The organism is Pseudomonas sp. MYb118 (genome assembly GCF_040947875.1).
In the GTDB taxonomy this organism is placed as follows: domain Bacteria; phylum Pseudomonadota; class Gammaproteobacteria; order Pseudomonadales; family Pseudomonadaceae; genus Aquipseudomonas.
Map to the genome: position 1 here is coordinate 579,304 of NZ_JBFRXN010000002.1, position 25,331 is coordinate 604,634.

The following is a 25,331-nucleotide window of genomic DNA, read 5'->3' on the forward strand; positions in this document are numbered from 1 at the left end:
ATCACCTGATGAAACTGTCCCGTTACTGGTTGGCCACTGGCGCCTTGCTGTCACTCGGCGCATTCACCTCATCGGCCCAGGCCGCAGGCGATGATTGCCAGCTCAACCTGAGCCAGCCCGAACTCGATTTCGGCTTGATGAACCGGGCGATCCGCCCTGGCGCCGCCACCGAACGCAACCTGGGCGAGCGCCGATTGAGCCTGACCATGAGCTGCGCAACCGCCACCGACATGAGCCTGTTCTATCGGGCCATGGCGGCGACCACCCAGCGCTTTCATTTCGCCGACCGTGGCACCTATCAGATACGGATTGGTGACGCGGTGCTGGACGGCCAGTCAGTCGACCTTGGGTTGATTGCCGGTGTGGGTCAGGCGCCGTCGCAGATCGAGTCGCAACTGATCTGGCGACCAGAACATGGCGTGGTCCCCCTGCGCTCCGGCGTGCCGGCCCAGGGCAACACGTTCTCGGCGCAACTGGAGCTCACGGCCTGGGTGCAGGAGCAAGGCCAGGTGCGGGACGCGGTGAGCTGGGAAGCCAGCGGGGTATTCGACGCCGTCGGTGCCGGGCGTCACCGCGAAGCCACCCTGCGTGCACGCTTCGCTCCGGCGGCGTGCGAACCGGCGTTGTCCAATGGCGGCGTGGTCGATTTCGGCAACCTGACGATCAACGACCTGAACGCGAACAAAATCACCCACCTGCCGTCGCGCCCCTTGCTGCTGCGAGTGGGCTGCGACGCACCCACGGCGTTCGCCCTGATCATGCACGACAACCGTGCCGGCTCGGCAACGGTCGACGGTGAAAGCCATTACGGCCTGGGTACCGACGGGCGCAACAACGGCATCGGCTTTTATTCGGTCAACATCGACCCTGCCCACACCCGCGCGGACAGCTTCGCACGCCTCTACCGAACCGACTCCAGCACCGGTGGCGCGGGCTGGAGCAGCGCCAGCGCCAACCCGATCGCCCTGGCCAAAAACACCTACCTGAGTTTCACCGACAGCGGCGGCCGCCACACAGGGCCGGCAATGATCCAGAACCTCAGCACCCGCGTGACCGTCGACGCCGTGATCGCCCCCACCAACGACCTGGACCTGAGCAACGCCATCGACCTGGATGGCGCGGGGACGATCGAGATCATTTACCTGTAGCACCTGAAACGAGCCTGCCAAGTCCTGGCCTCATCGCCCTGGCCGGCAGGACAACCAACCTGAAAGTGAGCACTGAAAATGAAAAAGTACCTTGCAGCCCTTTCCACCCTCGCGCTCATCGGCATGACACCTCATGCCGTGGCAGCATCGAGCACCGACCTGACGGTGACCGGCAGTATCACGCCGAGCGCGTGTACCCCGAGCCTGACCGAAAACGGCAACATCGACTACGGCAAGATTTCCGCCAGGGACCTGAATCCGACCACCAGCACCAACCTTGAGCCACGCACGATTTTCCTCAACGTCAACTGTGAGGCGGCCACCCGCTTCGCGCTGCAGGGCCACGACAACCGACTGGGCTCAAGCAACCAGGCAACCTCGTTCGGCCTCGGCAAGATCAACGGAGACCAGAACCTGGGGCGGTTCGTGTTGGCCATGGCCAGCGCGGTCGCAGACGGCGTCGGGGTCCAGGCGATCAAATCCGCGGATGGCCAGACCGGCTGGGTTGGCCATCTGTTCTGGAACCCGGGTTACTACGTCTCCGTCGCAGACAGGGCTGACCTCACTACACCGATCCCGGTGAAAGACATGGAAATGGAACTGCTGATCAGCGCGTCCATCTCCCCGGCGAACGACCTGGACCTGACCCATGAAGTCAACCTCGACGGTTCGGCGACGCTGGAAATGAAATACCTCTGACGCCAACTGACGCAACCCAGGGCGCCAGGCCCTGGGCTGCACACCCGGATAACGAAAAGGAAGATTCGGACATGACACAGCACCTCGCCGCCCTCTGGGCCACGTTAGTACTGATCAACATCCCCGGCGCACTCGCCGCCTCGACCGTCGACCTGACCGTCAGAGGCCAGATCACCCCGATTGCCTGCACCCCGGGGCTGTCCAACAACGGTTTGGTCGATTACGGAAAAATCTCCTACAAGGACCTGAGTGCCGATAAACGTACGCAACTGCGCGACAAGTACCTGGACTTCACCCTGCAGTGCAACGGCCCCGCACGTTTCGCCTTGATCATGCGCGACAACCGCGACGGCTCGGCCATCGTCAACAGCGAGATCTATTACGGGCTGAACCACGACAACAGCGGCAACAAGATCGGCCTGTATTCGCTGAACTTCGACCCCACGCAAACCGTGGCGGATGACCTGGCGCAGGTGTTTCGCACCGACTCCACCACCGGCGGCCAGGCCTGGAGCACCTCGAACAGCCGGCCGATTCCGATTGGCGCCCGCAGCTACCTGGGCTTCACCGATGTTTCCGGCAGCAGCGCAGGCCCCATCGCCATCCAGAACCTGAGCAGCCGGGTGACGATCGAGACCGTCATCTCGCCCACCTCCGAACTGGACGTGAGCGCCGAGATCCAGCTCGACGGCTCGGCGACACTGGATGTGCTGTACCTGTGAATCAGACTTTTTCGCTGACCACCTGGACGTACAACGAACGCCCGGCGCCCAGCCCGGCGACGATGGCGCCAAGGCCGATCACGCCGAAAATCCAGCCCACGGCGTTCCAGCCGCCGGTCCAGTCATGCACGATACCGACCGCGAACGGCCCCAGGGACGCCAGGGTGTAACCGAAACCCTGGGCCATGCTCGACAGGTTCGCCGCCACATGGGAGTCACGCGAGCGCAGCACGATCAGGGTCAGCGCCAGGCTGAAGGTAGCGCCCTGCCCCAGGCCGAGCAGAATCGCCCAACCCCACAGGCCTTCGATCGGCGCATACAGGCAACCCATGAGGCCGCCAAGGGTCATCAGCATGACGATCACGATGGCCGGGCGTTGATCCTTGCCGCGAGTGGCCAGCCAGGGGGCGCTCAGGGAACTGATCAATTGGATGATCACCGAACCCGACAGCACCAGGCCAGCCTGGGTCGGCGTCAGGCCGCGACCGATCAGGATCGACGGCAACCAGCCGAACACGATGTAGGCCAGGGACGATTGCAGGCCCATGTAGGCCGTCACCTGCCAGGCCAGGCGATCGCGCAGCAAACCGCGCACCCGGTAAGCGACATTGTGCGCCCCGTGTTTCTGGCCGACTTGCGGCAGCCAGAACACCCCGGCGACCAGCGCCGGAATCACCCAGAAGCCCAGGCCCAGGGCCCAGCTTTTATCGAAGTGTTCGCTCAACGGCACGGTCGCGCCCGCCGCCATCGCCGCCCCCAGGCACAGGGCCATGGTGTAGACACCGGTCATGGTGCCGGCCTGTTTCGGGAAATCACGCTTGACGATGCCCGGCAACAGCACGCCGATGATGCCGATGCTGGCACCGGCCAGCACGCTGCCACTGAACAGGCCGATGGCACCGAACGAACTGCGCAGGACGATCCCGCCCGCCAGCGTCAGCAAAATACCCAGCACCACCCGCTCGGCGCCGAAGCGTCGCGCCAGCACCGGCGCCAGCGGTGCGAACAGGCCCAGGCAGAGCACTGGCAACGTGGTCAGCAACCCGGCCTGCGCGGCCGACAGGCCCAGGGACTTCGACACGTCGCTGAGCATCGGCGCCATGCTCGACAGCGCCGGACGCAGGTTCAACGCCACCAGAATCAGGCCAAGCAACAGTAACCACGGACGACGCAGCAGCGGATGGCTTTGCTGGACCTGCTCATCATCGGCCTCGGCGTCGATCAGCAGCTCGTCGAGTTCCGCTGTGCGTCTGGTTTCGGTGTTCGGGGTATTGCGGCAGGACATCGTGTTCTCAGTTTCAGGGTTCATTGATCAACTGCCTCGACAGCGCTTTGGCCCGCTCCGGGTCACGTTGTTCGACGGCATCGAGCAGCTCGATGTGCAGGTCGAACACTTCCTGACGGCGCGGGGTAATGTTCAGGCAGTGGCGCAATTGCGCGCCGACGACACTGGAGAAATAGCGATACAACTCGCTGAGCGTGGGGTTGTGCGCGGCGTCCACCAGACGGCGGTGGAACACCAGGTCGCAGGCGATGTAGGTATCGAGGTCGCCGTGGTAATGGCTGCCGCTGACGCCCAGTGCTTCACGCAGCGCCACCAGGTCTTCGTCGGTGCGGCGCAGGGCGGCCAGGCCGATCGCCTCCACCTCGAGAATGTGCCGGGTCTCCCGCGCCTGCTCCTGGGAGCAGCGCGACAACGCCTTTACCGTGTCCAGCGGATCGACCACTGCGCGCAGGTAACTGCCGTCACCCTGGCGAATCTCGATCAACCCGGAAAACGCCAAAACACGCATGGCTTCGCGCACGGTGTTGCGGCTGATACCCAGCTCGGCGGACAGCTCGGGCTCGGTGGGCAGACGCTGACCCACGGCCCATATGCCTTGGGTGATGCGCAGCCGCAGTTGGTCCAGGGCTTGATCGACCAGGGACCGTTTGATGAGTGGGGAAATTTCTGACATGAACCTCGTCCTTTCATCCAATCATAGGATGAATTTGTTGACATGCTAGTCAGCTTCAAACGAAACAGCAACCACCAGCCTGCAAAGCGCGGCAAATTTCGTCGCCATCACGAGTCGTTTCTCACCCCTCCCAAGCGCTCAGTCCTACATCTCCCAAGGTAACGAGGCGGCAGACTTTCGGACATTGAACGCGGGCGCTTTCGCCCCGGCCCTGACCGTCAACGGGATCCGCCCATGGAAGAAGTCAATTTCGGTAAAAAACACAGCCGCCTGGTCGCTTTGAAAAAAGATCGGCAATTGCTCGCCATACGCGGAGTAACCGGCAGCCCTCTGGCCACCACACTCTGCTGCGAAGCCGCACGCCAGGCATTGACTGACAGCGAGCTGCTGCTGAACGTGGAGGACGCCGATGTGCAGGTCTTCAAGTTACCGGAGCATGCCGACGCCACACACTGCAAAGCCATGTTGCGAGCGTTGCCGGACGTACGTTTCGCCGGCAGCGTACTGGTGGAGCCTCACACCGGGGACCCGATTCTCTACACCGAGAACCTGTTCCTGAAGTTCATCGACCCGCTCACGTCGGTGCAATGCCTGAAGATCCTCGATGCGCTGAACCTTGAGATCAAACAACAGGTGCCCTACGCGAAGAACGCCTTCTTCGTTCATCATCGGGACTGTCGCGGCACGCACGTCTGCTCGTTGAGCCGGCAACTGCTCGAACGCGACGACGTTGAGTATTGCCATCCGGAAATGCTGCGCCAGGGCCAACGCCGGGCGATCCATCACAACCAGTGGCACCTGAAGAAAACCATCGTCAGCTATCAGTTCGAGATCGACGCCAGCGCCAACGTCGAGGCGGCTCACGCCCTGGTCCAGGGCGAGGGCGTGGTGATCGCAATCATCGACGATGCCTTTGACATCGACCATCCCGAGTTTGCCGGCCCCACCAAGATCATCGGCGCACAGAACTTCGATCGGCGTAACGCCGCGCGAGGCCCACGACCGAAAAATGCCCTTGAGCGCCACGGCACGGCAGCGGCAGGCGTTGCCTGCGCCAATGGTGATGCCGGTGCCTGCGGCGTGGCTCCCCGGGCCAGCCTCATGCCGTTGAAGCTGACCAAGCCTTTGGGTGCGCGAGCCGAGGCGGACGCGTTCTACTGGGCAGCGGAGCAAGGCGCGGACATCATTTCCTGCAGTTGGGGACCGCTCGAAGGGCACTGGGCCGACCCTACCGACCCCAGGCACACCCAGGTGTTTCCACTGGCCGCCAGCACACGCCTGGCCATCGAATACGCTGCGACCAAGGGGCGCTCGGGCAAAGGCTGCGTGATTTTCTTTGGTGCGGGTAACGGCAACGAGAGCCTGGACAACGATGGTTATTCCAGCCACCCCATGGTGATTGCCGTGGGCGCCTGCAACGACCAGAGTCGCCGCAGTGCCTACAGCGACTACGGCAAGGCGTTGTGGTGTTGCTTTCCCAGTGGCGATCAGCAGCACCCTGACCCCAAGTACAAACCCGCCACTTCGATCCCGCAGACCCGAGGCATTCGCACCACGGACCTGTCCGGCAAATTCGCCGATGCCGCCCACCCGGCTTTCATCGAATCGTTCAGTGGCACCTCCAGTGCCTGCCCCGGGGCCGCCGGCGTGGCGGCCCTGATACTGAGCGCCAACCCTGCGCTGGACCGCGAATCGGTGCGCCGGATTCTCGCCGAATGCTGCGACAAAATCGGCCACGCCGACGATGGCCCACTGGGCCAATACGATCAGGACGGTCACAGCCACTACTACGGCCATGGTCGTCTCAATGCCTTGCGCGCCGTGCAGATCGCGATCAAGCGCCGGCAGGAACAGGTTGGCTGAACCATTCCGACAGCGGTCTGGGCGTTGCGCCCCATCAGTCGAGGAATCGTCTGACGGGGTAATCAGCTTCGCGTAGGAAGGCAAACACCTAGGGTCAGAAGGAGGCAAAACGAGCGGTATTTTCGATTAGTCAAAATTACCCTTTGAGGGTAGTTTTTCAGGGACAGGGTTTACGTTTCTTATGGAAAAGAACACACCCCATTACGACTTGGCTGTGATCAAGGCGGATGTCAGGCGGCTTGGAAAGTACGGGTTTACCGGGTCAGCGCTCAGTAGCGCCTTTGGTCTCGGATTCACACTCGATCAGGCGCAGGAAACCGTCTTCGGACTCCAACGCTGCATGTTGTACAAGTCGATGACCAGCTATGACGATCATCGGGTATGGCAGGACGTCTATCACACCCAATCACGTGGTCTGGAGATCTACATCAAGGTTACCTATCGTTCCGACGGTAAGCCTCCAGTGATCTCCTTCAAGGAGAAAAACACATGAAAACTGAACAATGCTACTCCTGCGGAGCGCGCAAGGGGATGATTCGCTTCGAAGGTCGCGGCGAGACCATGAGCGTGAAAGGCATGGAGCGGCGGCTCGACAACCTCTGTGGTTGGGAATGCCAGAAGTGCGGGGAAGTCATCTACGATAGCGAATCCGCTGGGCGTTACGCGGATGCGGGTGATGAACTGATCATCGCCGGCCGCCAGATGATCGGCGCGGAGATGAAGCGTATCCGCCGCAAACTCAACCTGACGCAAAAGCAAGCGGTGGAGCTGCTTTCCGGGGGCGGGCACAACGCATTTTCCCGCTATGAGCGCGGCGAGCTCACCGCCCCCAGGACGTTGATACTGCTGATGCGGCTGCTCGATCGGTACCCGTATTTGCTGAGCGATGCGAAGGTACTGGCCGAAGGTGCGGACTTCCGCGGTTTCAAGCGTGTCACGCACGAAGCGCACGAAATCCTGACGGATTCCTGAAGCCTGTAGTGTAGGAGCGAGCTTGCTCGCGATGGAGGATCAGCCACCGAGGGGTGTCAGACTTTCAGCGTAATCGTTGACGAACATCGCGAGCAAGCTCGCTCCTACAGGAGGGTTGTGTGTTTTTCGGGCAAAAATAAACCCGGAACAAGTCCGGGTTCATTTCAGTGCCCAAGGCCAATCAATGCAGGATCTGGCTCAGGAACAGTTTGGTGCGGTCGTTCTGCGGGTTGTCGAAGAAGTCGTTCGGCGCAGCCTGTTCGACGATTTCGCCCTTGTCCATGAAGATCACGCGGTTGGCCACGGTCCGGGCGAAGCCCATTTCGTGGGTCACGCAGAGCATGGTCATGCCGTCTTCGGCCAGGCCGATCATGGTGTCCAGTACTTCTTTCACCATTTCCGGGTCGAGGGCCGAGGTCGGTTCGTCGAACAGCATGATTTTCGGTTTCATGCACAGCGCACGGGCAATCGCCACACGCTGTTGCTGACCGCCGGACAGTTGCCCCGGGAACTTGTGCGCCTGCTCCGGAATGCGTACGCGCTCCAGGTAGTGCATGGCGATTTCCTCGGCCTTGCGCTTGGGCATCTTGCGGACCCACATCGGTGCCAGGGTGCAGTTCTGCAGGATGGTCAGGTGCGGGAACAGGTTGAAGTGCTGGAACACCATGCCGACTTCACGGCGGATCGCTTCGATCTGCTTGAGGTCGTTGGTCAGTTCCACGCCATCGACCACGATGCGGCCCTGCTGGTGCTCTTCCAGGCGGTTGAGGCAGCGGATGGTGGTGGACTTGCCCGAACCCGACGGGCCGCACAGCACGATACGCTCGCCCTGCTTGACGTTCAGGTTGATGTCTTTCAACACGTGGAACTGGCCGTACCACTTGTTCACGCCCTGCATCTGAATAATGCCTTCAGGGCCCACAGGCTGTTTGATTGCTTCGCTCATCGGAAAACTTCCTAAATAGGTAGCGACTTAGCGCTTGTGGCCTGTGTCGAGCTTACGTTCCAGATGCATGGAGTAGCGCGACATACCAAAACAGAAAATCCAGAACACCAGGGCGGCGAACACGTAGCCTTCAGTGGCCATGCCCAGCCATTTCGGGTCGGCGGCGGCTTGCTTGACGCTGTTGAGCAGGTCGAACAGGCCGATGATGATCACCAGGCTAGTGTCCTTGAACAACGCGATGAAGGTGTTGACGATGCCCGGGATCACCAGCTTCAGGGCTTGCGGCAGAATCACCAGGCCCATGCTGCGCCAGTAACCGAGGCCCATGGCGGCGGCCGCTTCGTACTGACCTTTCGGAATCGCCTGCAAGCCGCCACGCACCACCTCGGCCACGTAGGCCGACTGGAACATGATCACGCCGATCAGTGCCCGCAGCAGCTTGTCGAAGTTCATGCCTTCAGGCAGGAACAGCGGCAGCATCACCGAGGACATGAACAGCACCGTGATCAACGGCACACCGCGCCAGAATTCGATGAAGGTCACGCAGACCACACGAATCGCAGGCATGTTCGAACGACGCCCCAATGCCAGGATGATCCCCAGCGGCAACGCACCGGCGATACCGACGGTGGCGATCACCAGGGTCAGCATCAGGCCGCCCCACTGGCTGGTCGCTACCTGTTGCAGGCCGAACACGCCGCCGTGCAGCAGGCACCAGGCAATGATCGGGTACAGGACCAGGAAGCACAGGCCATAGATCGCCTTGCGCGGGAAGCGCGAGATGAACAGCGGTGCCGCGCCCAGGACCGCCAGCCACACGGTCAGGTCCACGCGCCAGCGCAGTTCCGGCGGGTAGTAGCCATACATGAACTGGCCGAAACGCTGCTGGATGAACACCCAGCAGGCGCCTTCCTTGGTGCAGTCGGCGCGGGTAGTGCCGACCCAGTTGGCGTCGATGATCGCCCACTGCAGGATCGGTGGCACCACCAGGTAGATCAGGTAGAACGCGAACAGGGTCAGCAGGGTGTTGAGCCAGCTGGAGAACATGTTCGCGCGCATCCACGCCACTACCCCGATGCTGCTGCTCGGTGGTGGCATGTCAGGTTTGAAAGTATGAGTGCTCATGCGCTTTTCCTTACCGCTCGATCAGCGCAATGCGCTTGTTGTACCAGTTCATCAGCAGGGAAATGCTGATACTGATCGCCAGGTACACGCTCATGGTGATGGCAATCACCTCGATCGCCTGACCGGTCTGGTTCAGCACGGTACCGGCGAACAGCGAAACCATTTCCGGGTAGCCGATACCGGCCGCCAGCGAGGAGTTTTTCACCAGGTTCAGGTACTGGCTGGTCAACGGCGGGATGATCACGCGCAGGGCTTGCGGGATGATCACCTTGCGCAGCGTCGGGCCGTTACGCAGGCCGAGCGAGTGGGCCGCTTCGGTCTGGCCGTGGCTGACCGACTTGATACCCGAACGCACGATCTCGGCGATGAATGCCGCGGTGTAGACGGTCAGGGCCAGGGTCAGGGCCAGCAGTTCAGGGATCAGGACCCAGCCGCCAACGAAGTTGAAACCCTTGAGTTCCGGCATTTCCCAGTGCACGGGCGAACCGAAGACCAGGGTGCACAGCGCCGGGATTACCAGGAACAGGGCCAGGCCGACCCAGAACTTGTGGAACGGCTCGCCGGTGGCTTCAAAGCGCTTGTTGGCCCAGCGGCTCATCATCACGATGGCGAGGACGGCCAGCACGATGCTCAGCACGAATGGCCAGAAGCCGTCCGCAGCCAGGGCGGCCGGCATGTTCAGGCCACGGGCGCTGACAAAGAAGGTGTCGCCGAAATTGTGGCTGTTGCGCGGTCCCGGCATGGTCAGGAACACCGCGAAATACCAGAACAGGATCTGCAGCAGCGGCGGAATGTTACGGAAGACCTCGACGTAGACGGTCGCCAGTTTGGCGATGATCCAGTTCTTCGACAGGCGGGCGATGCCGATGATGAAACCCAGGATGGTCGCGAGCACCACGCCGATGAAACTCACCAGCAAGGTATTGAGCAGGCCGATGACAAACACCCGGGCATAGCTGTCCGCTTCGGTGTAGTCGATCAGGTGTTGGGCGATGCCGAAACCGGCACTGCGCTCCAGAAAGTCAAAACCGGAGGTAATGCCCCGGTGCTGAAGGTTGGTCTGGGTGTTGTCGAACAGGTACCAGCCCATCGAGACCACCGCGACAATGGTGATGATCTGGAAGAGCCACGCACGCACTTTTGGATCGCTGAGGCTGAACCTCTGCTTTGGTGCGCCGATTGAATTTTGCATGAAGTGCCCCGCAAAGAATGGAACAGAACATCACCCGGCAGTTGGCCTGCCGGGTGATAGAACCATTAGCGCACTGGTGGTGCGTACTGAATGCCGCCAGCGTTCCACAGCGCGTTCAGGCCGCGGTCGATTTCCAGCGGAGTGCTCTTGCCGAGGTTTTTCTCGAACACTTCACCGTAGTTGCCGACTTGCTTGACGATCTGCACGACCCAGTCTTTCTTCACTTTCAGGTCTTTGCCGTATTCACCATCGGTACCCAGCAGACGAGCGACGTCCGGGTTCTTGGTGCCTTTGGCTTCGGCTTCGACGTTCTTCGAAGTGATGCCGGCTTCTTCAGCGTTGAGCATGGCGTAGCCAACCCAGCGTACGATGGCCAGCCACTCGTCGTCGCCATTACGCACGACCGGACCCAATGGCTCCTTGGAAATGGTTTCTGGCAGGACCACGTAGTCCTTCGGCGCGGCCAGCTTGCTGCGCTGGGCGAACAGCTGGGACTTGTCGGAGGTCAGCACGTCGCAACGACCGGATTCCAGCGACTTGGCGCTTTCATCGGAGGTGTCGAAAGTGATCGGGGTGTACTTCAGGCCGTTGCCACGGAAGTAATCGGAAACGTTCAGCTCGGTGGTGGTACCGGCCTGGATGCAGATGGTTGCGCCATCCAGTTCCTTGGCACTTTTCACGCCCAGCTTGTTGTTTACCAGGAAGCCGATGCCGTCGTAGTAGGTGATGAAGCCCGGGAATTTCAGGCCCATGCCGGCGTCACGGGAGCTGGTCATGGTGGTGTTACGCGACAGGATGTCGATTTCGCCCGACTGCAGCGCAGTGAAGCGCTCTTTGGCGTTCAACTGACTGAACTTGACCTTGGTCGCGTCGCCGAATACGGCAGCGGCCACGGCGCGGCAGACGTCAGCATCGATACCGACGATCTTGCCGGTAGCGTCCGGAACCGAGAAGCCTGGCAGGCCATCGCTGACGCCACACTGCACGAAACCTTTCTTCTGCACTGCATCCAGGGTTGCACCCGCCTGAGCGAACCCGCTGACGCCGAGTACTGCGGCTGCAGTGACGACGGCCAGGGTGGATTTCAACATCTTCATTCAAACCTCCAGTTTTGCTCTTGTTGTGTCGGAGCGTGATTCCTGTCGCACCCTTTTGAGGCGTTGTTGACCCGTGCTGGCTTGTTTTTGAGTCAACCGACTTAAGAGACCGCGCTATGAGTCTAGTAGGAGAAAATCCACAGAATGGATCGCTCACTTCTCACCAGTCGGCCGAACGGGCTGTAGCCCTTTCACGTTCGCTAAGCCCGAGTTGGCCACTGGCGAACATCCATCACCGGATTTTTTGCTATCCCACCAGGAACAATGGCCTGATAGTGTTACCGACAGGCGTGGGATTAATCTTACGAACAACCTCATAGCAAACCCCGTACCAGACCGCTCGTCGGAGCACTTCACCGACAGGTCAATAGCTAAACTTTCAGCCTTGCGACATCTTCGTAACTGACAAGCCCTTCACGCACTCAGATCACGCACTCAATAAGAGCGCACGCACAAAATTGGAGCAGCCATGACCGAGCCGTTGATACTTGAACCCGTTAAAACCGCGGATGCCTGCGTTATCTGGCTGCACGGCCTGGGCGCCGACCGCTATGACTTCCTGCCGGTGGCCGAAGCCTTGCAGGAAAGCTTGCTGAGCACGCGTTTTGTCCTGCCCCAGGCACCGACCCGTGCCGTGACCATCAACGGCGGCTACGAAATGCCGAGCTGGTACGACATTCTGGCCATGAGCCCGGCACGGGCGATCAGCCGCGAACAGCTGGAAGCCTCGGCGGACCGGGTCATTGAATTGATCGAAACCCAGCGCGCCAGCGGAATAGACGCCTCGCGGATCTTCCTGGCAGGCTTTTCCCAGGGCGGCGCCGTGGTGTTACACACCACGTTCCTGAAATGGCAGGGCCCGCTGGGCGGCGTACTCGCCCTCTCCACTTACGCACCGACGTTCAGCGACGAACTGGAACTGTCCGCCAGCCAGCAGCGTATTCCCGTGATGTGCCTGCACGGCCAGTACGACGACGTGGTGCAGAACGCCATGGGGCGCAGCGCCTACGAGTATTTGAAGAAGCATGGTGTCACCGTGACATGGCAGGAATACCCAATGGGCCACGAAGTGTTACCCGAGGAGATTCGCGACATCAGTGTGTGGCTGGCCGAGCGTCTGCGTTAATGCAGGCGTAACACCCCCATTGATCCCTCCCACTACGCCGCGCCCGATTCTTGCATTACACTGGCCGGCACTTAACCTATTGATGAGATGATCGTGCTCAAAGCACTCAAGAAAATGTTCGGCAAAAGCGAGACCGAGCAGTTCGCCCCCACCCCAAGCGCTGCGCCTCAGGCCCCAAGCCAGCGCACCGACGCTCGCCAGCCTGAACGCAACGTCGCCGAATCGGCCGCCAAGCGCGCGCCAAAAGCCGCACCGGCCGTCCCCGTGGCCCAGCCGGCGCCTGTCGAGGCACCGCGCACCGAAGCCGCGAAACCTGCCCGTCCACGTCGCGAGCCCAAACCGAAAGCAGCGGTCATCCCGTGGAAACTCGCAGACTTCGTCGTCGAGCCCCAGGAAGGCAAAACCCGCTTCCACGATTTCAAGCTCGCGCCAGAGCTGATGCACGCGATCCACGATCTCGGCTTCCCGTATTGCACGCCGATCCAGGCCCAGGTGCTGGGGTTCACCCTGGCGGGCAAGGACGCCATCGGCCGCGCCCAGACCGGCACCGGTAAAACCGCGGCGTTCCTGATTTCGATCATCACCCAGCTGCTGCAAACCCCGCCGCCGAAAGAGCGCTACATGGGCGAGCCACGGGCCCTGATCATCGCGCCGACCCGCGAACTGGTGGTGCAGATCGCCAAGGACGCCGCCGACCTGACCAAGTACACCGGCCTCAACGTCATGACGTTCGTCGGCGGCATGGACTTCGACAAGCAGCTCAAGCACCTCGAAGCCCGTCACTGCGACATCCTCGTCGCGACGCCGGGTCGCCTGCTCGACTTCAACCAGCGCGGCGACGTGCACCTGGACATGGTCGAAGTGATGGTGCTCGATGAAGCCGACCGCATGCTCGACATGGGTTTCATCCCGCAGGTGCGCCAGATCATTCGTCAGACCCCGCCGAAATCCGAGCGCCAGACGCTGCTGTTCTCCGCAACCTTCACCGACGATGTGATGAACCTCGCCAAGCAGTGGACCACGGACCCGGCCATCGTCGAGATCGAGGTCACCAGCGTGGCCAACGAAAACGTCGAGCAGCACATCTACGCCGTGGCCGGCGCCGACAAGTACAAGCTGCTCTATAACCTGGTCAACGACAACGGCTGGGAACGGGTCATCGTGTTCGCCAACCGCAAGGACGAAGTGCGCCGCATCGAAGAACGCCTGGTACGCGATGGCATCAACGCCGCGCAATTGTCCGGCGATGTGCCGCAACACAAGCGCATCAAGACCCTGGAAGGCTTCCGCGAAGGCAAGATCCGCGTGCTGGTGGCCACCGATGTGGCCGGTCGCGGCATCCACATCGACGGCATCAGCCACGTGATCAACTTCACCCTGCCGGAAGTCCCGGACGATTACGTGCACCGTATCGGCCGTACCGGTCGTGCCGGCGCCGACGGTGTGTCCATCAGCTTTGCCGGTGAAGACGACTCCTACCAGCTACCGTCCATCGAGGCATTGCTGGGCAAGAAGATCAGCTGTGAGATGCCGCCGACCCATCTGTTGCGGGCGGTTGAGCGCAAACGTCACTAAAAGACGGTTTGCAAGAGAAGGCGCAGCCGGCAACGGACTGCGCCTTTTTTTTGCGTGGGCGTTGCCAGCGATAATTAAAAGTCCATAATGGACAAATTAGTTTACATGCACCCGGAGCCGTCCATGTCCAGCACCCCTTACCTGATCCACCAGGCCCAGGCCCGCGAACTGCTGGCACAGGTCGACGTACCGCAGATCCTGCGCAAGCTGTTCCGTGACCTGGCGGCCGGGCAAGCAGTGCAGCCGGCGCAGCAACTGGTGGAGTTTCCCCAGGGCGCAGGCGACTTCATCAACTACCTGGGCGTGCTGGCCGAGGACGGCGTGTATGGGGTGAAGACCTCGCCCTACATCGTGCGTGAACAAGGCGCGCTGGTGACCGCCTGGACCCTGCTGATGTCGATGCAGACCGGCCAGCCACTGATGCTGTGTGATGCCGGCGAACTGACGACCGCACGCACCGCCGCGACCACCGCCGTCGCGGTCGATGCCCTCGCGCCGAAGAACGCACGACGCCTGGCGATCATCGGCAGCGGCAAGGTGGCCCAAGCCCACGTGCAATACGTCAAAGGCCTGCGCGACTGGCAGGAGATGCGCATCTATTCGCCGGGCCTGAACGACAGCAGCAGCGAAGAACGGGCCCGCATCAGCGGCCTCGACCCGCGCCTGACTCTCGCGGACAGCCGCGAAGCCGCCATCGAGGACGCCGACGTGATCATGCTGTGCACCTCGTCTGCCGGCCCGGTGATCGACCCATCGGCTTTGCGTAAACCGGCGCTGATCACCTCTATCAGCACCAACGCCCCGCGCGCCCATGAAGTGCCGCCGCAGAGCCTCGATGACATGCACGTGTTTTGCGACTATCGCCTGACCACGCCGGGCTCGGCCGGGGAAATGCTGATTGCCGGCGAGCGACATGGCTGGGATTCTGGACGGATCGTGGGTGATCTGCCGGATTTGCTCAGTGGCAAGGTGCCGCGGCCCGACTACCAGCGCCACGTGTTTTTCCGCTCGATCGGCCTGGGCCTGGAAGACATTGCGCTGGCCAATGCCCTGTACCAACTCCAGCACTGACACACTCGCCCCTGTAGGAGCGAGCTTGCTCGCGATGGCGGTGTATCTGACACACTGCCATCGCGGGCAAGCCCGCTCCTACAAGGGGTCGGTTCACAGACATTCATGGCATCGCGGCCCATCCAGGAGACCCACATGAGCCACGCAGACTTCATCATCATCGGCGGCGGGATTGCCGGCGCTTCCACCGGTTTCTGGCTGTCGCAACACGGTCGCGTGGTGGTGCTCGAGCGCGAATCCCATCCGGCCTATCACTCCACCGGACGCTCGGCGGCGCTGTTCACCGCCGCCTATGGCACCCCGCAGGTGCGTGCGCTGACCCTGGCCAGTCGCGAATTCTTCGACGCCCCACCCGCCGGTTTCTGCGAACACCCGCTGCTGACCCCGCGCGGCGAAATGACCGTGGACTTCACCGGTGATCCGGCCGAGCTGAACAATCAATACCTGAGCGCCAAGGCCACCGTGCCCGAGATGCAGTTGCTCAGCGCCGAAGAAGCCTGCGTACGCCTGCCGATCCTGCGCCGGGAAAAAGTCCACGGCGCGATCTACGACCCGACCGCCAGCGACATCGACACCGATGCCCTGCACCAAGGCTATCTGCGCGGCATCCGCCGCAACCAGGGCCAGGTGCACACCGACACGGAAGTCCTGAGCCTGAGCCGCGATGCCGAAGGCCTGTGGCAAGTGCAAACCGCCAGCCAGACGTTCAACGCACCAATCATCATCAACGCCGCCGGCGCCTGGGCCGACCAGATCGGCGAACTGGCCGGTGCCCGACGCCTGGGGCTGCAACCCAAGCGTCGCGCGGCCTTCATCTTCGCCGGCCCCGACGGGCTGGACACGCATCACTGGCCGATGCTGGTCAGCCTCGACGAATCGTTCTACATGAAGCCGGACGCCGGTATGTTCCTCGGCTCGCCCGCCAACGCCGACCCGGTCGAGCCCCACGACGTGCAGCCCGAAGAGCTGGACATCGCCATGGGCATCTACCAGATCGAAGAAGCCACCACCCTGACCATTCGCCGCCCGACGCGCACCTGGGCCGGGTTGCGCAGCTTCGTCGCCGACGGTGATCTGCTCTCGGGCTTCGACCCGCAGGTGCCGGGGCTGTTCTGGGTCGCGGCGCAAGGCGGCTATGGCATCCAGACCTCGCCGGCCATGGGCCAGGCCAGCGCCGCCCTGGTGCGCGGCCAACCACTGCCCGAAGCCCTCACCCGCGTGGGCCTCGATGCCGCGATGCTCTCCCCCGCGCGCCTGGGCTGAACGGCGGTCGCCGTGACGTGCCCAGCCGATTGCGGCACACTTGCAGCGTCCTGCCTTGCAGGGCGCTGACCGCTGCCTGGAGCCCCCTGTATGAATGCACCTGTCAAAGACCCGGCCCTGGATAACTTTCGCGCGATCGCCGATGCCATCGCCACGTTGTTCTTTCCCCATGCCGAGGTGGTGCTGCACGACCTGCGTACGCAGAAAATCGACTACATCGCCAACAACCTGTCCAAGCGCGAAGTCGGCGACGATGCCGCACTGGACGACATGCTCGGCGAAGACATCAGCGAGCGAAACATCGGGCCGTACGAAAAGTTGAACTGGGATGGTCAGAAGATCCGCAGCCTGAGCAGCGTGCTGCGCGACAGCAACGGTCATCCGCTGGCGGTGCTGTGCATCAACCTGAATATTTCGTTGTTCGAAAACGCCAAGGCGGCGCTGGACCTGTTCCTGTCGCCGAGCAAGCTGATCCCGCAACCGGACTCACTGTTCCGCGACGACTGGCAGGAGCGAATTAACACCTTCCTGCACGGCTGGCTGCGCGAACGGCAGCTGAGCCTGAACCTGCTGACCCGCGACCACAAACGCGAGCTGGTGCTGGCCTTGCACGCCGAAGGCGCCTTCAAGGGCAAAAGCGCCTCCAACTACGTCGCCAATGTGCTGAATATGGGACGGGCGACGGTGTACAAGCACCTCAAGGAACTGAAAGCCTGATATCCCGATACCTGAATGCCCCATTCAATTGTGGGAGCGAGCCTGCTCGCGATAGCGGTGTGTCAGCCAACAAACCAGCTGACTGACACACCCTCATCGCGAGCAGGCTCGCTCCCACGGGGAAGGCCATCTACTCCAGGCTTATTCCAACGCCGAAGCCGGGCCGAAGAACTCGTAGCGGCTTTGCTTCTCCGGTACGCCCAGGGCCTTGAGGTGGCGCTTGACCACTGCCATGAAGCCTTTAGGCCCCAGGAAGTAAGCGTCCACATCGCGGTGCTCCGGCATCCACTCGCCCAGTTGCTCCTCGCTCAACAAGCCGACCTTGTGCGCCGCCGGGCTCACGCCATCGTCTTCGGCGTAGCAGTAGAAGCGCTGCAGTTGCGGGTGGCGCTCGGCCAGGTCATCGATCCAGTCGCGGAAGGCGTGAACCGTGCCGTTGCGCGCGCAGTGGATGAAGTGCACCGGACGTTCGGTTTTCAGGGCGGCTTCGAGCATGGCCAGGGTCGGGGTGATGCCCACGCCACCACTGATCAGCACCAGCGGTTTGTCGCTTTCGGTGAGGGTGAACTCGCCCGATGGCGGGTACAGCTGGATGCTGTCGCCGACATGCAGCTCATCGTGCAGGTGATTGGACGCACGACCACCGGCTTCACGCTTGACGCTGATGCGGTAGTGCTTTTCGTTGGTCAGGGACGACAGCGAATAGTTACGACGGATTTCTTCACCGTCGAGGAACAGCTGCATGCCGATGTACTGACCCGGTTCCGAGGCGAGGATCGGGCCCTTGTCCGCAGGTTCGAAGTAGAACGAAATGATTTCCGAACTTTCCTCGACCTTGTCCGCGACGATGAATTCCCGCGCGCCGCGCCAGCCGCCGTGGGCCTGTTCTTTCTGGTCGTAGATGCTGGTTTCGGCACCGATCAGGATGTCGGCCAGTTGGCCGTAGGCTGCCGCCCAGGCACTCATGACCTGCGGCGTGGCAATCTCGTCACCGAGCACTTCGGAGATCGCGCGCAGCAGGCAGGTGCCGACGATCGGGTAGTGCTCCGGCAGGATTTGCAGGGCCACGTGTTTGTTGATGATCTTGGCCACCAGATCGCCCAGTTGGTCGAGCTGATCGATGTGGCGCGCGTACATCAGTACGCCGTTCGCCAGGGCGCGAGGCTGGTCACCGCTGGCCTGGTGAGCCTGGTTGAACAGCGGACGCACCTCCGGGTATTCGGACAGCATCATGCGGTAGAAATGGGTGATCAGCGCCTCACCGCCGCTTTCCAGCAGGGGCACGGTGGATTTGATGATTGCACGGTCTTGAACGCTAAGCATAAGGTGACTCCTGAGCCACTTGGGTTTCTAATGGGTTTGCGTTTATTTATCAGTTTCCGTGCCAGAAATTTATTCCTTATAAATCAATACGTTGATAACTTTATAGTCATATCGACAGCGCCTGGCTTATAGTCATCCGGACTACATGGAGTCACTATGACTGCAAAATCCCTGCTCACTACACTGCTTCCGCTGGTCGCCGACCTGTCCCGGGAATTACCGGAGGGTGAGCGCTATCGACGCCTGCTCGAAGCCATGCGCGCCCTGCTGCCGTGCGACGCCGCCGCGCTGCTACGCCTGGATGGCGAATGGCTGGTGCCGCTGGCCGTCGACGGCTTGAGCACCGACACCCTCGGCCGACGCTTCAAGGTCAGCGAACACCCGCGCTTCGAAGTGCTGCTCAGCAGCCACGGCCCCACCCGCTTCGCCGCCAACAGCGACCTCCCCGACCCCTATGACGGTTTAGTCGATGGCCTCGACGATCATCTGGAAGTCCACGACTGCATGGGTTGCCCGCTGTTCATCGACGAGCGCCCGTGGGGCCTGTTGACCCTGGATGCCCTGGACCCGCAAAGCCGCGAACCGGTCGAACTGGACGCCCTGGAAGCCTTCGCCAGCCTCGCCGCGGCCACGGTCAACGCGGCCGAGCGCATCGAGCGCCTGGCCAACCGTGCCGAAGACGAACATCAGCGCGCCGAGTTGTACCGCCAGGCCAGCGGTCAGCAGAACCGCGAACTGATCGGCCAGAGCAAGGCGCACAAACGCCTGGTGGAAGAAATCAATCTGGTCGGCGGCAGCGACCTGACCGTGTTGATCACCGGTGAAACCGGGGTCGGCAAGGAGCTGGTGGCCCAGGCGATTCACGCCGCCTCGCCTCGCGCCGACAAGCCGATCATCAGCCTCAACTGCGCGGCGCTGCCAGACACCCTGGTGGAAAGCGAGCTGTTCGGCCATGTGCGCGGTGCCTTCACCGGCGCCACCAGCGACCGCCGCGGCAAGTTCGAACTGGCCAATGGCGGCACATTGTTCCTCGATGAAGTGGGCGAGTTGTCGCTGACCGTACAGGCCAAACTGCTGCGCGTATTGCAGAGCGGCCAGTTGCAGCGCCTGGGCTCGGACAAGGAGCACCAGGTCGACGTACGCCTCATCGCCGCGACCAACCGCGACCTGGCCGAAGAAGTGCGCAGCGGTCGTTATCGGGCCGACTTCTACCATCGCTTGAGCGTCTACCCGCTGCTGGTGCCGGCCCTGCGCGATCGCGGTCGTGACGTGCTGCTGCTCAGCGGTTTCTTCCTCGAACAGAACCGTTCGCGCATGGGCCTCAACAGCCTGCGCCTGAGCAGCGATGCCCAGGCCGCCCTGCTGGCCTACGACTGGCCGGGCAACGTGCGCGAACTGGAGCACTTGATCGGCCGCAGCGCGCTCAAGGCCCTGGGCAATTGCCGGGAACGCCCGAAGATCCTCAGCCTGGGCGCGGAAAACCTGGACCTGCCCAATGCCAGCATCGAAGCGACCGAGGAGCCCTCCGCCGTCGTTCCTGCCGCACTGGTGACCGGGGATTTGCGTGAGGCGACCGAGCGCTATCAGCGGCAGTTGATCAACGCCTGCCTGGAACGCCACCACAACAACTGGGCAAGCGCGGCGCGGGAGCTGGGGCTGGACCGGGCGAACCTGGGGCGGATGGCCAAGCGGTTGGGCATCAAGTGAAACCGCTATCGCGAGCAAGCTCGCTCCTACAGGGTTCTGTGTCGCTCACAAATCACCTGTAGGAGCGGGCTTGCCCGCGATGGCGTCCGACCATTCAGCCAATTTCCTAAAGCCTGCCCCCTTCAAGTCGATAACCCGGCATTGATAGCTGTCGGCGAACCTTGAAATCGCCCATCACCTTTTTCCACAGAAGGTTTTTATGTCGTCCACCAAAGCCCGCGCAGACTCACTTTCGCTGCTGCTGTTTACCTTGCGCAGCGGCAAGTTGATGGCGATCAACCTGCTCAAAGTCAGTGAAATCATCCCCTGCCCGCCGCTGACCAAGCTGCCGGAGTCGCACCCTCATGTGCAGGGCATCGCCACGCTGCGCGGTGCGTCACTGTCGGTCATCGACCTCAGCCGGGCCATTGGCGAGCGACCGCTGGAAGACCCGAACGGCGGCTGCCTGATCGTCACCGACATCAGCCGTTCCAAGCAGGGCCTGCACGTTCAGGCGGTAAGCAAAATCGTCCACTGCCTGACCACCGACATCCGCCCGCCACCCTTCGGCTCCGGCGGCATTCGCTCGTTCATCACCGGCGTGACCTCGGTGGACGGCACACTGGTGCAGGTGCTGGACATCGAAAAGGTCATCCACGGCATCGCCCCGGCGCAAATCGAGATGGCGCCTACCGAGCTGAGCATGGAAGACGCCGAAGTGCTGGGCAACGCCCGTATTTTGGTGGTCGATGACAGCCAGGTGGCCCTGCAACAGTCGGTGCACACCCTGCGCAACCTCGGCCTGCAATGCCACACCGCGCGCAGCGCCAAGGAAGCCATCGACTGCCTGCTGGACCTGCAAGGCACGGCGCAGCAGATCAACCTGATCGTCTCGGATATCGAAATGTCCGAGATGGACGGCTATGCCTTCACCCGCACGCTGCGCGAAACCCCGGACTTCGCGCACCTCTACGTGCTGCTGCACACCTCGCTGGACAGCGCGATGAACAGCGAGAAGGCGCGACTGGCCGGGGCCAATGCGGTGCTGACCAAGTTCTCCTCGCCCGAACTGACCAAATGCCTGATCGAGGCGGCCAGGACCATCGCCGAACAAGGTCATTGAGATGACCGAGGCCTTTTGCCTGCTGATGCGGCGCAACCTCGCCGAGGCTGTACCGGCAAGCCACTGGCCCTCGGGCATTGAAGTCCAGACCTACCGCCCCGAACTCGCACTCGCCGTGCATCGACTGATGCAACTGGGTTACCAGCACGGCGGCGGTCGCGTGCCGACGCTGGAGATCTGGCAGCAACGGTTCGAGACCGATGCCGAATACGATCCCCAACTGTGCTTCGTTGCCCTTGAGGCCGGTGCAATCGTTGGCGTCTGCCAGTGCTGGACCAGCGCCTACATCAAGAATCTGGTGGTGCACCCCGATGCCCAGGGCCGGGGATTGGGCCGTGCCCTGCTGCTGCATGCCTTCCAGGCGTTCGCGCAGCGCCGCGAAGGCTTTGTGGATTTGAAGGTGCTGGAAAACAACCTGCGGGCGCAGCGTTTGTATCAAGGTGTGGGGATGGTCGTGGTCCGCCGGGAGCTGGTGCCGGACTGATAGACCGCTATCGCGGGCAAGCCCGCTCCTACAAGGGGCATCGAAGATCAACTGTAGGAGCGGGCTTGCCCGCGATGGGGTCGACTCCACAACATCAGGCATACTCAGTCCAAATACCTCCAAAGGATGCCTGCCCATGAAAGCCACCACCCTGACCCTCCTCTGCCTCACCGCCCTCGCCGGCCAGGCGCACGCCTCCAGCGATGAAGCCTGGGCCGCCTATGACAAAACCGTGCTCGCCAGCTGCACCAAGGCCAGCGGCCTGAAGAATGTGGCGCCGGTCGGCAATATCGCTCAGTTCGACGACCGGGTCGGTTACACCGCCGTCCTGCTGCAGGGTCGCTACCCGCAAAAACACATGAAGAACCAGCAGGGCACCGAGCTGTGCCTGTTCAGCAAGAAAGACAAAACCGCCTACGTCACCGAATGGGACTCCATCCGCGCCCCCGCCAAGTCCAAGTGAATGGCGCATAACTTGCTTCAGCAGAGTTTTTTACGGCGGCATTCTGTCGCCATTTCAAGCCTCTGATAGCGACCGATCCTTCGATGAACACCACGTTTTCCTGCGTAGGCTGCGGCAAATGCTGCACTGACCACCACGTCCCCCTGACCCTGGCAGAAGCACGGATGTGGGCAAACGACGGCGGCCAGGTGATCGTGCTGGTAGAAGGCTTTCTGGCCAATGGCCTGGGTCTGCCGGCGCAACAACGTGAACACGCCGAGCGCCGTTCGGCAAAGGTTGCAAGCGGCACCTCGCAAGCCCACGTGGCAATCACCTTTGCCGCCTACAACGCCGGTCGCTGCCGGAATCTTGACGACGACAACCTCTGCCGCATCTACGAACGCCGGCCGCTGGTGTGCCGCATCTATCCGATGGAAATCAACCCGCACATTCCACTCAACCCGAGCATCAAGGAATGTCCGCCGGAGTCGTGGGAAAAAGGCCCGGACCTGATCATTGGCGGGGAGTTGGTCGACCACGAACTGGCAGCGCTGATCCAGCGTTCCCGCCAGGCCGATCGCGACGACATCCGCACCAAGGACGCGATTTGCGCCGCTCTGGGCATTCGCACCACGGCGCTCAAGGGCGACGGTTTCACCGCCTATCTGCCGGACATGGGCACGTTTGCAGCGGCCCTCGATCAGGTGACGCAACAACCCCTGGCGTCTGCCGGCGGCGACTGGCAGTTCCACGTGTCAGGCGACGATATTGCCCGTCAGGTGCTGGCGAGCGGCGCCGAGGTCACCACCGCAACCCCGCTCGACTACACCTTCATTTCCCTGCGCGCGGCTTAACGTCGTCCTCGCCAGAACTCCTGCGCCAGACGCCGCAAATCGCCCGCCAGGCCGGCGACATCCGCCGAGTTGGCCTGGCTGCGCTGCCCTTCGCTGACCGTGACTTCGCAGGCGCAGCGGATGCTGCTGATGTTGCGGTTGATGTCTTCGCTGACGGTGCTCTGTTCTTCCACCGCCGAAGCGATCTGCAGGTTCATTTCGCTGATCTGGTTGACCCGCCGGCTGATGCCGTCCAGCGCCTCGGCGGCGCGCCGGGCCTGTTCGACGCTGCTTTGCACCTGCGCGCTGCTTTGCTGCATCGCCAGCACGGCATCGCGCGTGCCGTTTTGCAGGGTGTTGATCATGCGCTCGATCTCGTTGGTCGATTGCTGGGTGCGCTGGGCCAGGCCGCGCACTTCATCGGCCACCACCGCAAAGCCGCGCCCGGCATCCCCGGCACGCGCTGCTTCGATGGCAGCGTTGAGCGCCAGCAGGTTGGTCTGCTCGGCGATGCTGCGGATCACTTCCAGTACCCCGGTGATTTCGCCGCTGTGCCCTTCCAGTTGATGGATGACCTCGGTGGCGTGCGTCAGCTCGTCAGCCAGACGTAACACCGCCTGTCGGCTCTCACTCACCAGTTGATGCCCTTCGAGGGTCTCGCTGCCCGCCATGTCCGCGGCCACGGCGGCCTGTTGCGCATGGCTGGCCACCTGGGCGACGCTGCTGGACATCTGGTTGATCGCCGCCGCCACATGATCGGTTTCAGCCTGTTGATCCAGGGTACTGCTGTGACTGCCCTGCAAGTGCTCGACCAGTTCCGCCGCGTGACCGGCCAGGCGTTGCGAGGCATCGCCGATGCGCCCCACCACCGCGCCGATCTGCGCCTCGAGCATCTGCAACGCGAACTCGATCTGGCCGAACTGATCCCGCCGGCCGGTGTAAATGCTCTGGCTCAACGGGTTATCGACAATCTGCCGGGCGCGTTCGGACAGCGCCGCCAGCGGGCGCAACATCCACCAGGTGCCGGCCGCCAACAGCGCGCTGCCCGCCATCAAGGCCAGCAAACCGACCAGCCATGACGAAGGGTTCAGCCACGCCTCGAGCCCCACGACACCGGCCAGGATCGCGCTGAACAGCAAGGTCAGCTTCACTCTCGGGCCGAGCACCGGCAGGCGCTGCAACAGCGGCGTGCGACCGCTGCGAATCTGGCTATAGGCTTTTTCCGCCGCGTCGATCTGCTCCGCCGACGGCCGGGTGCGCACCGACTGGTACTCCACCGCCTGGCCATCCTGGGTCATCGGCGTGGCGAAGGCGCTGACCCAGTAATGGTCGCCGTTCTGACAGCGGTTTTTCACCATTCCCATCCACGAACGGCCGCTCTTGAGGGTTTGCCACATGTGGGCGAACGCGGCCTGGGGCATGTCCGGATGACGCAGCAGGTTGTGCTTGGCACCGAGCAACTGCTCGCGGCTGTAGCCGCAGATCTTGATGAAATCGTCGTTGGCGTAAGTGATCGCGCTGTTCAGATCAGTGGTCGAGAGGATGTTCGCATCAGCCGCGACGTCGACATGACGGCCAGTCACCGGGAGGTTGATCTTCATGGGGAGCGCGCTCGCTGGAGGGTAAGAGTCGGCAAAGCTGCTGACTCTAAGCGCACTGATTACACAAACCTTGATCTGGCTCAGGATATGAGCACTTAGCCATTAGCGTGATTGAAGCACTCAGCGCTTGCCCATCGAACGACGTGTGCCGGGCGGTGCCGCGCCGGGAACCTTGGTGTGGCCGTTCTTCGCGCCGTTTTTGTACCAGGGCTGATTGGGCGTCTTCGCGGCGGCCAGTTCGCCGGGTTTGAACGGAAACTTGAAGGCCGGAATGCTGGAAGTGGTTTCGCTGTCGGCCTGTTCGTCGCCAGGGGCGTCGGCAACCGGCGGTTGTGTCGGGGAAGTCATGGGAGCTCCGGGTGGTG

At 62.3% G+C, this 25,331-nt stretch carries 25 protein-coding genes; 16 read left to right on the plus strand and 9 right to left on the minus strand.

The genetic code is table 11. From position 1 onward, the window contains the following. Positions 1–8 precede the first annotated feature (8 nt). From ABVN20_RS08410 to ABVN20_RS08420, 3 genes are all read left to right on the plus strand, one after another. A complete protein-coding gene (locus ABVN20_RS08410; RefSeq protein ID WP_368555200.1) occupies positions 9–1,148 on the plus strand; it encodes a DUF1120 domain-containing protein in 1,140 nt (379 codons plus the stop codon). 78 nt (positions 1,149–1,226) lie between these two features. Beyond that, complete coding sequence (locus tag ABVN20_RS08415; protein WP_368555201.1) at positions 1,227–1,847, plus strand: DUF1120 domain-containing protein; 621 nt, start codon at positions 1,227–1,229, stop codon at positions 1,845–1,847. Positions 1,848–1,918: 71 nt separating this feature from the next. Continuing rightward, on the plus strand, positions 1,919–2,569 hold the full coding sequence (locus ABVN20_RS08420; protein WP_368555202.1) for a DUF1120 domain-containing protein: 651 nt from the start codon (positions 1,919–1,921) through the stop codon (positions 2,567–2,569). 1 nt (position 2,570) lies between these two features. On the opposite strand, the gene ABVN20_RS08425 is transcribed toward ABVN20_RS08420, so the two are convergent. Further along, the gene (locus ABVN20_RS08425; protein ID WP_368555203.1) at positions 2,571–3,878 is read right to left on the minus strand and encodes a CynX/NimT family MFS transporter; all 1,308 of its coding nucleotides are present in this window, start codon (positions 3,876–3,878) and stop codon (positions 2,571–2,573) included. Further along, complete coding sequence (locus ABVN20_RS08430) at positions 3,868–4,527, minus strand: FadR/GntR family transcriptional regulator (RefSeq protein WP_368555204.1); 660 nt, start codon at positions 4,525–4,527, stop codon at positions 3,868–3,870. Before ABVN20_RS08430 ends, ABVN20_RS08425 begins: the two co-directional genes overlap by 11 nt. Before the next feature lie 234 nt (positions 4,528–4,761). On the opposite strand from ABVN20_RS08430, the gene ABVN20_RS08435 reads away from it, so the two are divergent. From ABVN20_RS08435 to ABVN20_RS08445, 3 genes are all read left to right on the plus strand, one after another. Beyond that, on the plus strand, positions 4,762–6,390 hold the full coding sequence (locus ABVN20_RS08435) for a S8 family serine peptidase (protein ID WP_368555205.1): 1,629 nt from the start codon (positions 4,762–4,764) through the stop codon (positions 6,388–6,390). Between the two features lie 181 nt (positions 6,391–6,571). Beyond that, positions 6,572–6,883: a type II toxin-antitoxin system MqsR family toxin gene (locus ABVN20_RS08440; protein WP_368555206.1), complete on the plus strand. Its 312-nt coding sequence runs from the start codon at positions 6,572–6,574 to the stop codon at positions 6,881–6,883. Beyond that, positions 6,880–7,362 (plus strand): type II toxin-antitoxin system MqsA family antitoxin, encoded by a 483-nt coding sequence (locus tag ABVN20_RS08445; protein WP_368555207.1) that lies wholly within the window; start codon positions 6,880–6,882, stop codon positions 7,360–7,362. The genes ABVN20_RS08440 and ABVN20_RS08445 overlap by 4 nt, the downstream gene beginning before the upstream one ends. 181 nt (positions 7,363–7,543) lie before the next feature. On the opposite strand, the gene ABVN20_RS08450 is transcribed toward ABVN20_RS08445, so the two are convergent. The 4 genes from ABVN20_RS08450 to ABVN20_RS08465 all read right to left on the minus strand — a co-directional run bounded on the left by ABVN20_RS08450 (position 7,544) and on the right by ABVN20_RS08465 (position 11,722). Further along, positions 7,544–8,308, minus strand: coding sequence for an amino acid ABC transporter ATP-binding protein (locus ABVN20_RS08450; protein ID WP_034096008.1), 765 nt, complete (start codon positions 8,306–8,308; stop codon positions 7,544–7,546). A gap of 27 nt (positions 8,309–8,335) precedes the next feature. Then, positions 8,336–9,433 (minus strand): amino acid ABC transporter permease, encoded by a 1,098-nt coding sequence (locus ABVN20_RS08455; protein ID WP_368555208.1) that lies wholly within the window; start codon positions 9,431–9,433, stop codon positions 8,336–8,338. Positions 9,434–9,443: 10 nt separating this feature from the next. Then, on the minus strand, positions 9,444–10,625 hold the full coding sequence (locus ABVN20_RS08460) for an amino acid ABC transporter permease (protein WP_368555209.1): 1,182 nt from the start codon (positions 10,623–10,625) through the stop codon (positions 9,444–9,446). Positions 10,626–10,690: 65 nt separating this feature from the next. Further along, positions 10,691–11,722, minus strand: coding sequence for an amino acid ABC transporter substrate-binding protein (locus ABVN20_RS08465; RefSeq protein ID WP_368555210.1), 1,032 nt, complete (start codon positions 11,720–11,722; stop codon positions 10,691–10,693). 469 nt (positions 11,723–12,191) lie between these two features. On the opposite strand from ABVN20_RS08465, the gene ABVN20_RS08470 reads away from it, so the two are divergent. The 5 genes from ABVN20_RS08470 to ABVN20_RS08490 all read left to right on the plus strand — a co-directional run bounded on the left by ABVN20_RS08470 (position 12,192) and on the right by ABVN20_RS08490 (position 17,474). Beyond that, positions 12,192–12,848: an alpha/beta hydrolase gene (locus ABVN20_RS08470; RefSeq protein ID WP_368555211.1), complete on the plus strand. Its 657-nt coding sequence runs from the start codon at positions 12,192–12,194 to the stop codon at positions 12,846–12,848. An 87-nt stretch (positions 12,849–12,935) separates the two neighbouring features. Beyond that, positions 12,936–14,423: an ATP-dependent RNA helicase RhlB gene (rhlB, locus tag ABVN20_RS08475; protein ID WP_368555212.1), complete on the plus strand. Its 1,488-nt coding sequence runs from the start codon at positions 12,936–12,938 to the stop codon at positions 14,421–14,423. 123 nt (positions 14,424–14,546) lie between these two features. Beyond that, positions 14,547–15,494, plus strand: a complete 948-nt coding sequence (locus ABVN20_RS08480) for an ornithine cyclodeaminase family protein (RefSeq protein ID WP_368555213.1) — start codon at positions 14,547–14,549, stop codon at positions 15,492–15,494. Between the two features lie 135 nt (positions 15,495–15,629). Next, a complete protein-coding gene (locus ABVN20_RS08485; protein ID WP_368555214.1) occupies positions 15,630–16,757 on the plus strand; it encodes an NAD(P)/FAD-dependent oxidoreductase in 1,128 nt (375 codons plus the stop codon). A 90-nt stretch (positions 16,758–16,847) separates the two neighbouring features. Then, positions 16,848–17,474: a transcriptional regulator gene (locus ABVN20_RS08490; protein ID WP_368555215.1), complete on the plus strand. Its 627-nt coding sequence runs from the start codon at positions 16,848–16,850 to the stop codon at positions 17,472–17,474. A 141-nt stretch (positions 17,475–17,615) separates the two neighbouring features. Here the strand turns inward: ABVN20_RS08490 and hmpA are convergent, their stop codons facing one another. Next, positions 17,616–18,797 (minus strand): NO-inducible flavohemoprotein, encoded by a 1,182-nt coding sequence (gene hmpA / locus ABVN20_RS08495; protein WP_368555216.1) that lies wholly within the window; start codon positions 18,795–18,797, stop codon positions 17,616–17,618. A gap of 156 nt (positions 18,798–18,953) precedes the next feature. On the opposite strand from hmpA, the gene norR reads away from it, so the two are divergent. The 5 genes from norR to ABVN20_RS08520 all read left to right on the plus strand — a co-directional run bounded on the left by norR (position 18,954) and on the right by ABVN20_RS08520 (position 23,386). Continuing rightward, a complete protein-coding gene (gene norR, locus ABVN20_RS08500) occupies positions 18,954–20,504 on the plus strand; it encodes a nitric oxide reductase transcriptional regulator NorR (protein ID WP_368555217.1) in 1,551 nt (516 codons plus the stop codon). Between the two features lie 199 nt (positions 20,505–20,703). Continuing rightward, positions 20,704–21,606, plus strand: coding sequence for a chemotaxis protein CheV (locus ABVN20_RS08505; protein ID WP_368555218.1), 903 nt, complete (start codon positions 20,704–20,706; stop codon positions 21,604–21,606). A gap of 1 nt (position 21,607) precedes the next feature. Next, the gene (locus ABVN20_RS08510) at positions 21,608–22,090 is read left to right on the plus strand and encodes a GNAT family N-acetyltransferase (RefSeq protein WP_368555219.1); all 483 of its coding nucleotides are present in this window, start codon (positions 21,608–21,610) and stop codon (positions 22,088–22,090) included. A gap of 136 nt (positions 22,091–22,226) precedes the next feature. Next, on the plus strand, positions 22,227–22,553 hold the full coding sequence (locus ABVN20_RS08515) for a hypothetical protein (protein WP_368555220.1): 327 nt from the start codon (positions 22,227–22,229) through the stop codon (positions 22,551–22,553). Between the two features lie 83 nt (positions 22,554–22,636). Next, positions 22,637–23,386, plus strand: coding sequence for a YkgJ family cysteine cluster protein (locus ABVN20_RS08520; protein ID WP_368555221.1), 750 nt, complete (start codon positions 22,637–22,639; stop codon positions 23,384–23,386). On the opposite strand, the gene ABVN20_RS08525 is transcribed toward ABVN20_RS08520, so the two are convergent. Further along, complete coding sequence (locus tag ABVN20_RS08525) at positions 23,383–24,966, minus strand: methyl-accepting chemotaxis protein (RefSeq protein WP_368555222.1); 1,584 nt, start codon at positions 24,964–24,966, stop codon at positions 23,383–23,385. The two genes, ABVN20_RS08520 and ABVN20_RS08525, sit on opposite strands and share 4 nt — an antisense overlap. A 120-nt stretch (positions 24,967–25,086) precedes the next feature. Next, complete coding sequence (locus tag ABVN20_RS08530) at positions 25,087–25,314, minus strand: hypothetical protein (RefSeq protein ID WP_368555223.1); 228 nt, start codon at positions 25,312–25,314, stop codon at positions 25,087–25,089. Positions 25,315–25,331: the final 17 nt, after the last annotated feature.

Excerpts from the sequence above, each read along its gene's own strand:
- ABVN20_RS08525 (WP_368555222.1), bottom strand. The coding sequence starts at position 24,966 with ATGAAGATCAACCTCCCGGTGACTGGCCGTCATGTCGACGTCGCGGCT.
- ABVN20_RS08445 (WP_368555207.1), top strand. The coding sequence starts at position 6,880 with ATGAAAACTGAACAATGCTACTCCTGCGGAGCGCGCAAGGGGATGATT.
- ABVN20_RS08515 (WP_368555220.1), top strand. The coding sequence starts at position 22,227 with ATGAAAGCCACCACCCTGACCCTCCTCTGCCTCACCGCCCTCGCCGGC.
- ABVN20_RS08460 (WP_368555209.1), bottom strand. The coding sequence starts at position 10,625 with ATGCAAAATTCAATCGGCGCACCAAAGCAGAGGTTCAGCCTCAGCGAT.
- ABVN20_RS08410 (WP_368555200.1), top strand. The coding sequence starts at position 9 with ATGAAACTGTCCCGTTACTGGTTGGCCACTGGCGCCTTGCTGTCACTC.
- ABVN20_RS08420 (WP_368555202.1), top strand. The coding sequence starts at position 1,919 with ATGACACAGCACCTCGCCGCCCTCTGGGCCACGTTAGTACTGATCAAC.
- ABVN20_RS08470 (WP_368555211.1), top strand. The coding sequence starts at position 12,192 with ATGACCGAGCCGTTGATACTTGAACCCGTTAAAACCGCGGATGCCTGC.
- ABVN20_RS08430 (WP_368555204.1), bottom strand. The coding sequence starts at position 4,527 with ATGTCAGAAATTTCCCCACTCATCAAACGGTCCCTGGTCGATCAAGCC.
- hmpA (WP_368555216.1), bottom strand. The coding sequence starts at position 18,797 with ATGCTTAGCGTTCAAGACCGTGCAATCATCAAATCCACCGTGCCCCTG.
- ABVN20_RS08425 (WP_368555203.1), bottom strand. The coding sequence starts at position 3,878 with ATGAACCCTGAAACTGAGAACACGATGTCCTGCCGCAATACCCCGAAC.
- ABVN20_RS08520 (WP_368555221.1), top strand. The coding sequence starts at position 22,637 with ATGAACACCACGTTTTCCTGCGTAGGCTGCGGCAAATGCTGCACTGAC.
- ABVN20_RS08415 (WP_368555201.1), top strand. The coding sequence starts at position 1,227 with ATGAAAAAGTACCTTGCAGCCCTTTCCACCCTCGCGCTCATCGGCATG.
- rhlB (WP_368555212.1), top strand. The coding sequence starts at position 12,936 with ATGATCGTGCTCAAAGCACTCAAGAAAATGTTCGGCAAAAGCGAGACC.
- ABVN20_RS08485 (WP_368555214.1), top strand. The coding sequence starts at position 15,630 with ATGAGCCACGCAGACTTCATCATCATCGGCGGCGGGATTGCCGGCGCT.
- ABVN20_RS08435 (WP_368555205.1), top strand. The coding sequence starts at position 4,762 with ATGGAAGAAGTCAATTTCGGTAAAAAACACAGCCGCCTGGTCGCTTTG.
- norR (WP_368555217.1), top strand. The coding sequence starts at position 18,954 with ATGACTGCAAAATCCCTGCTCACTACACTGCTTCCGCTGGTCGCCGAC.
- ABVN20_RS08450 (WP_034096008.1), bottom strand. The coding sequence starts at position 8,308 with ATGAGCGAAGCAATCAAACAGCCTGTGGGCCCTGAAGGCATTATTCAG.
- ABVN20_RS08490 (WP_368555215.1), top strand. The coding sequence starts at position 16,848 with ATGAATGCACCTGTCAAAGACCCGGCCCTGGATAACTTTCGCGCGATC.
- ABVN20_RS08510 (WP_368555219.1), top strand. The coding sequence starts at position 21,608 with ATGACCGAGGCCTTTTGCCTGCTGATGCGGCGCAACCTCGCCGAGGCT.
- ABVN20_RS08455 (WP_368555208.1), bottom strand. The coding sequence starts at position 9,433 with ATGAGCACTCATACTTTCAAACCTGACATGCCACCACCGAGCAGCAGC.
- ABVN20_RS08530 (WP_368555223.1), bottom strand. The coding sequence starts at position 25,314 with ATGACTTCCCCGACACAACCGCCGGTTGCCGACGCCCCTGGCGACGAA.
- ABVN20_RS08505 (WP_368555218.1), top strand. The coding sequence starts at position 20,704 with ATGTCGTCCACCAAAGCCCGCGCAGACTCACTTTCGCTGCTGCTGTTT.
- ABVN20_RS08465 (WP_368555210.1), bottom strand. The coding sequence starts at position 11,722 with ATGAAGATGTTGAAATCCACCCTGGCCGTCGTCACTGCAGCCGCAGTA.
- ABVN20_RS08480 (WP_368555213.1), top strand. The coding sequence starts at position 14,547 with ATGTCCAGCACCCCTTACCTGATCCACCAGGCCCAGGCCCGCGAACTG.
- ABVN20_RS08440 (WP_368555206.1), top strand. The coding sequence starts at position 6,572 with ATGGAAAAGAACACACCCCATTACGACTTGGCTGTGATCAAGGCGGAT.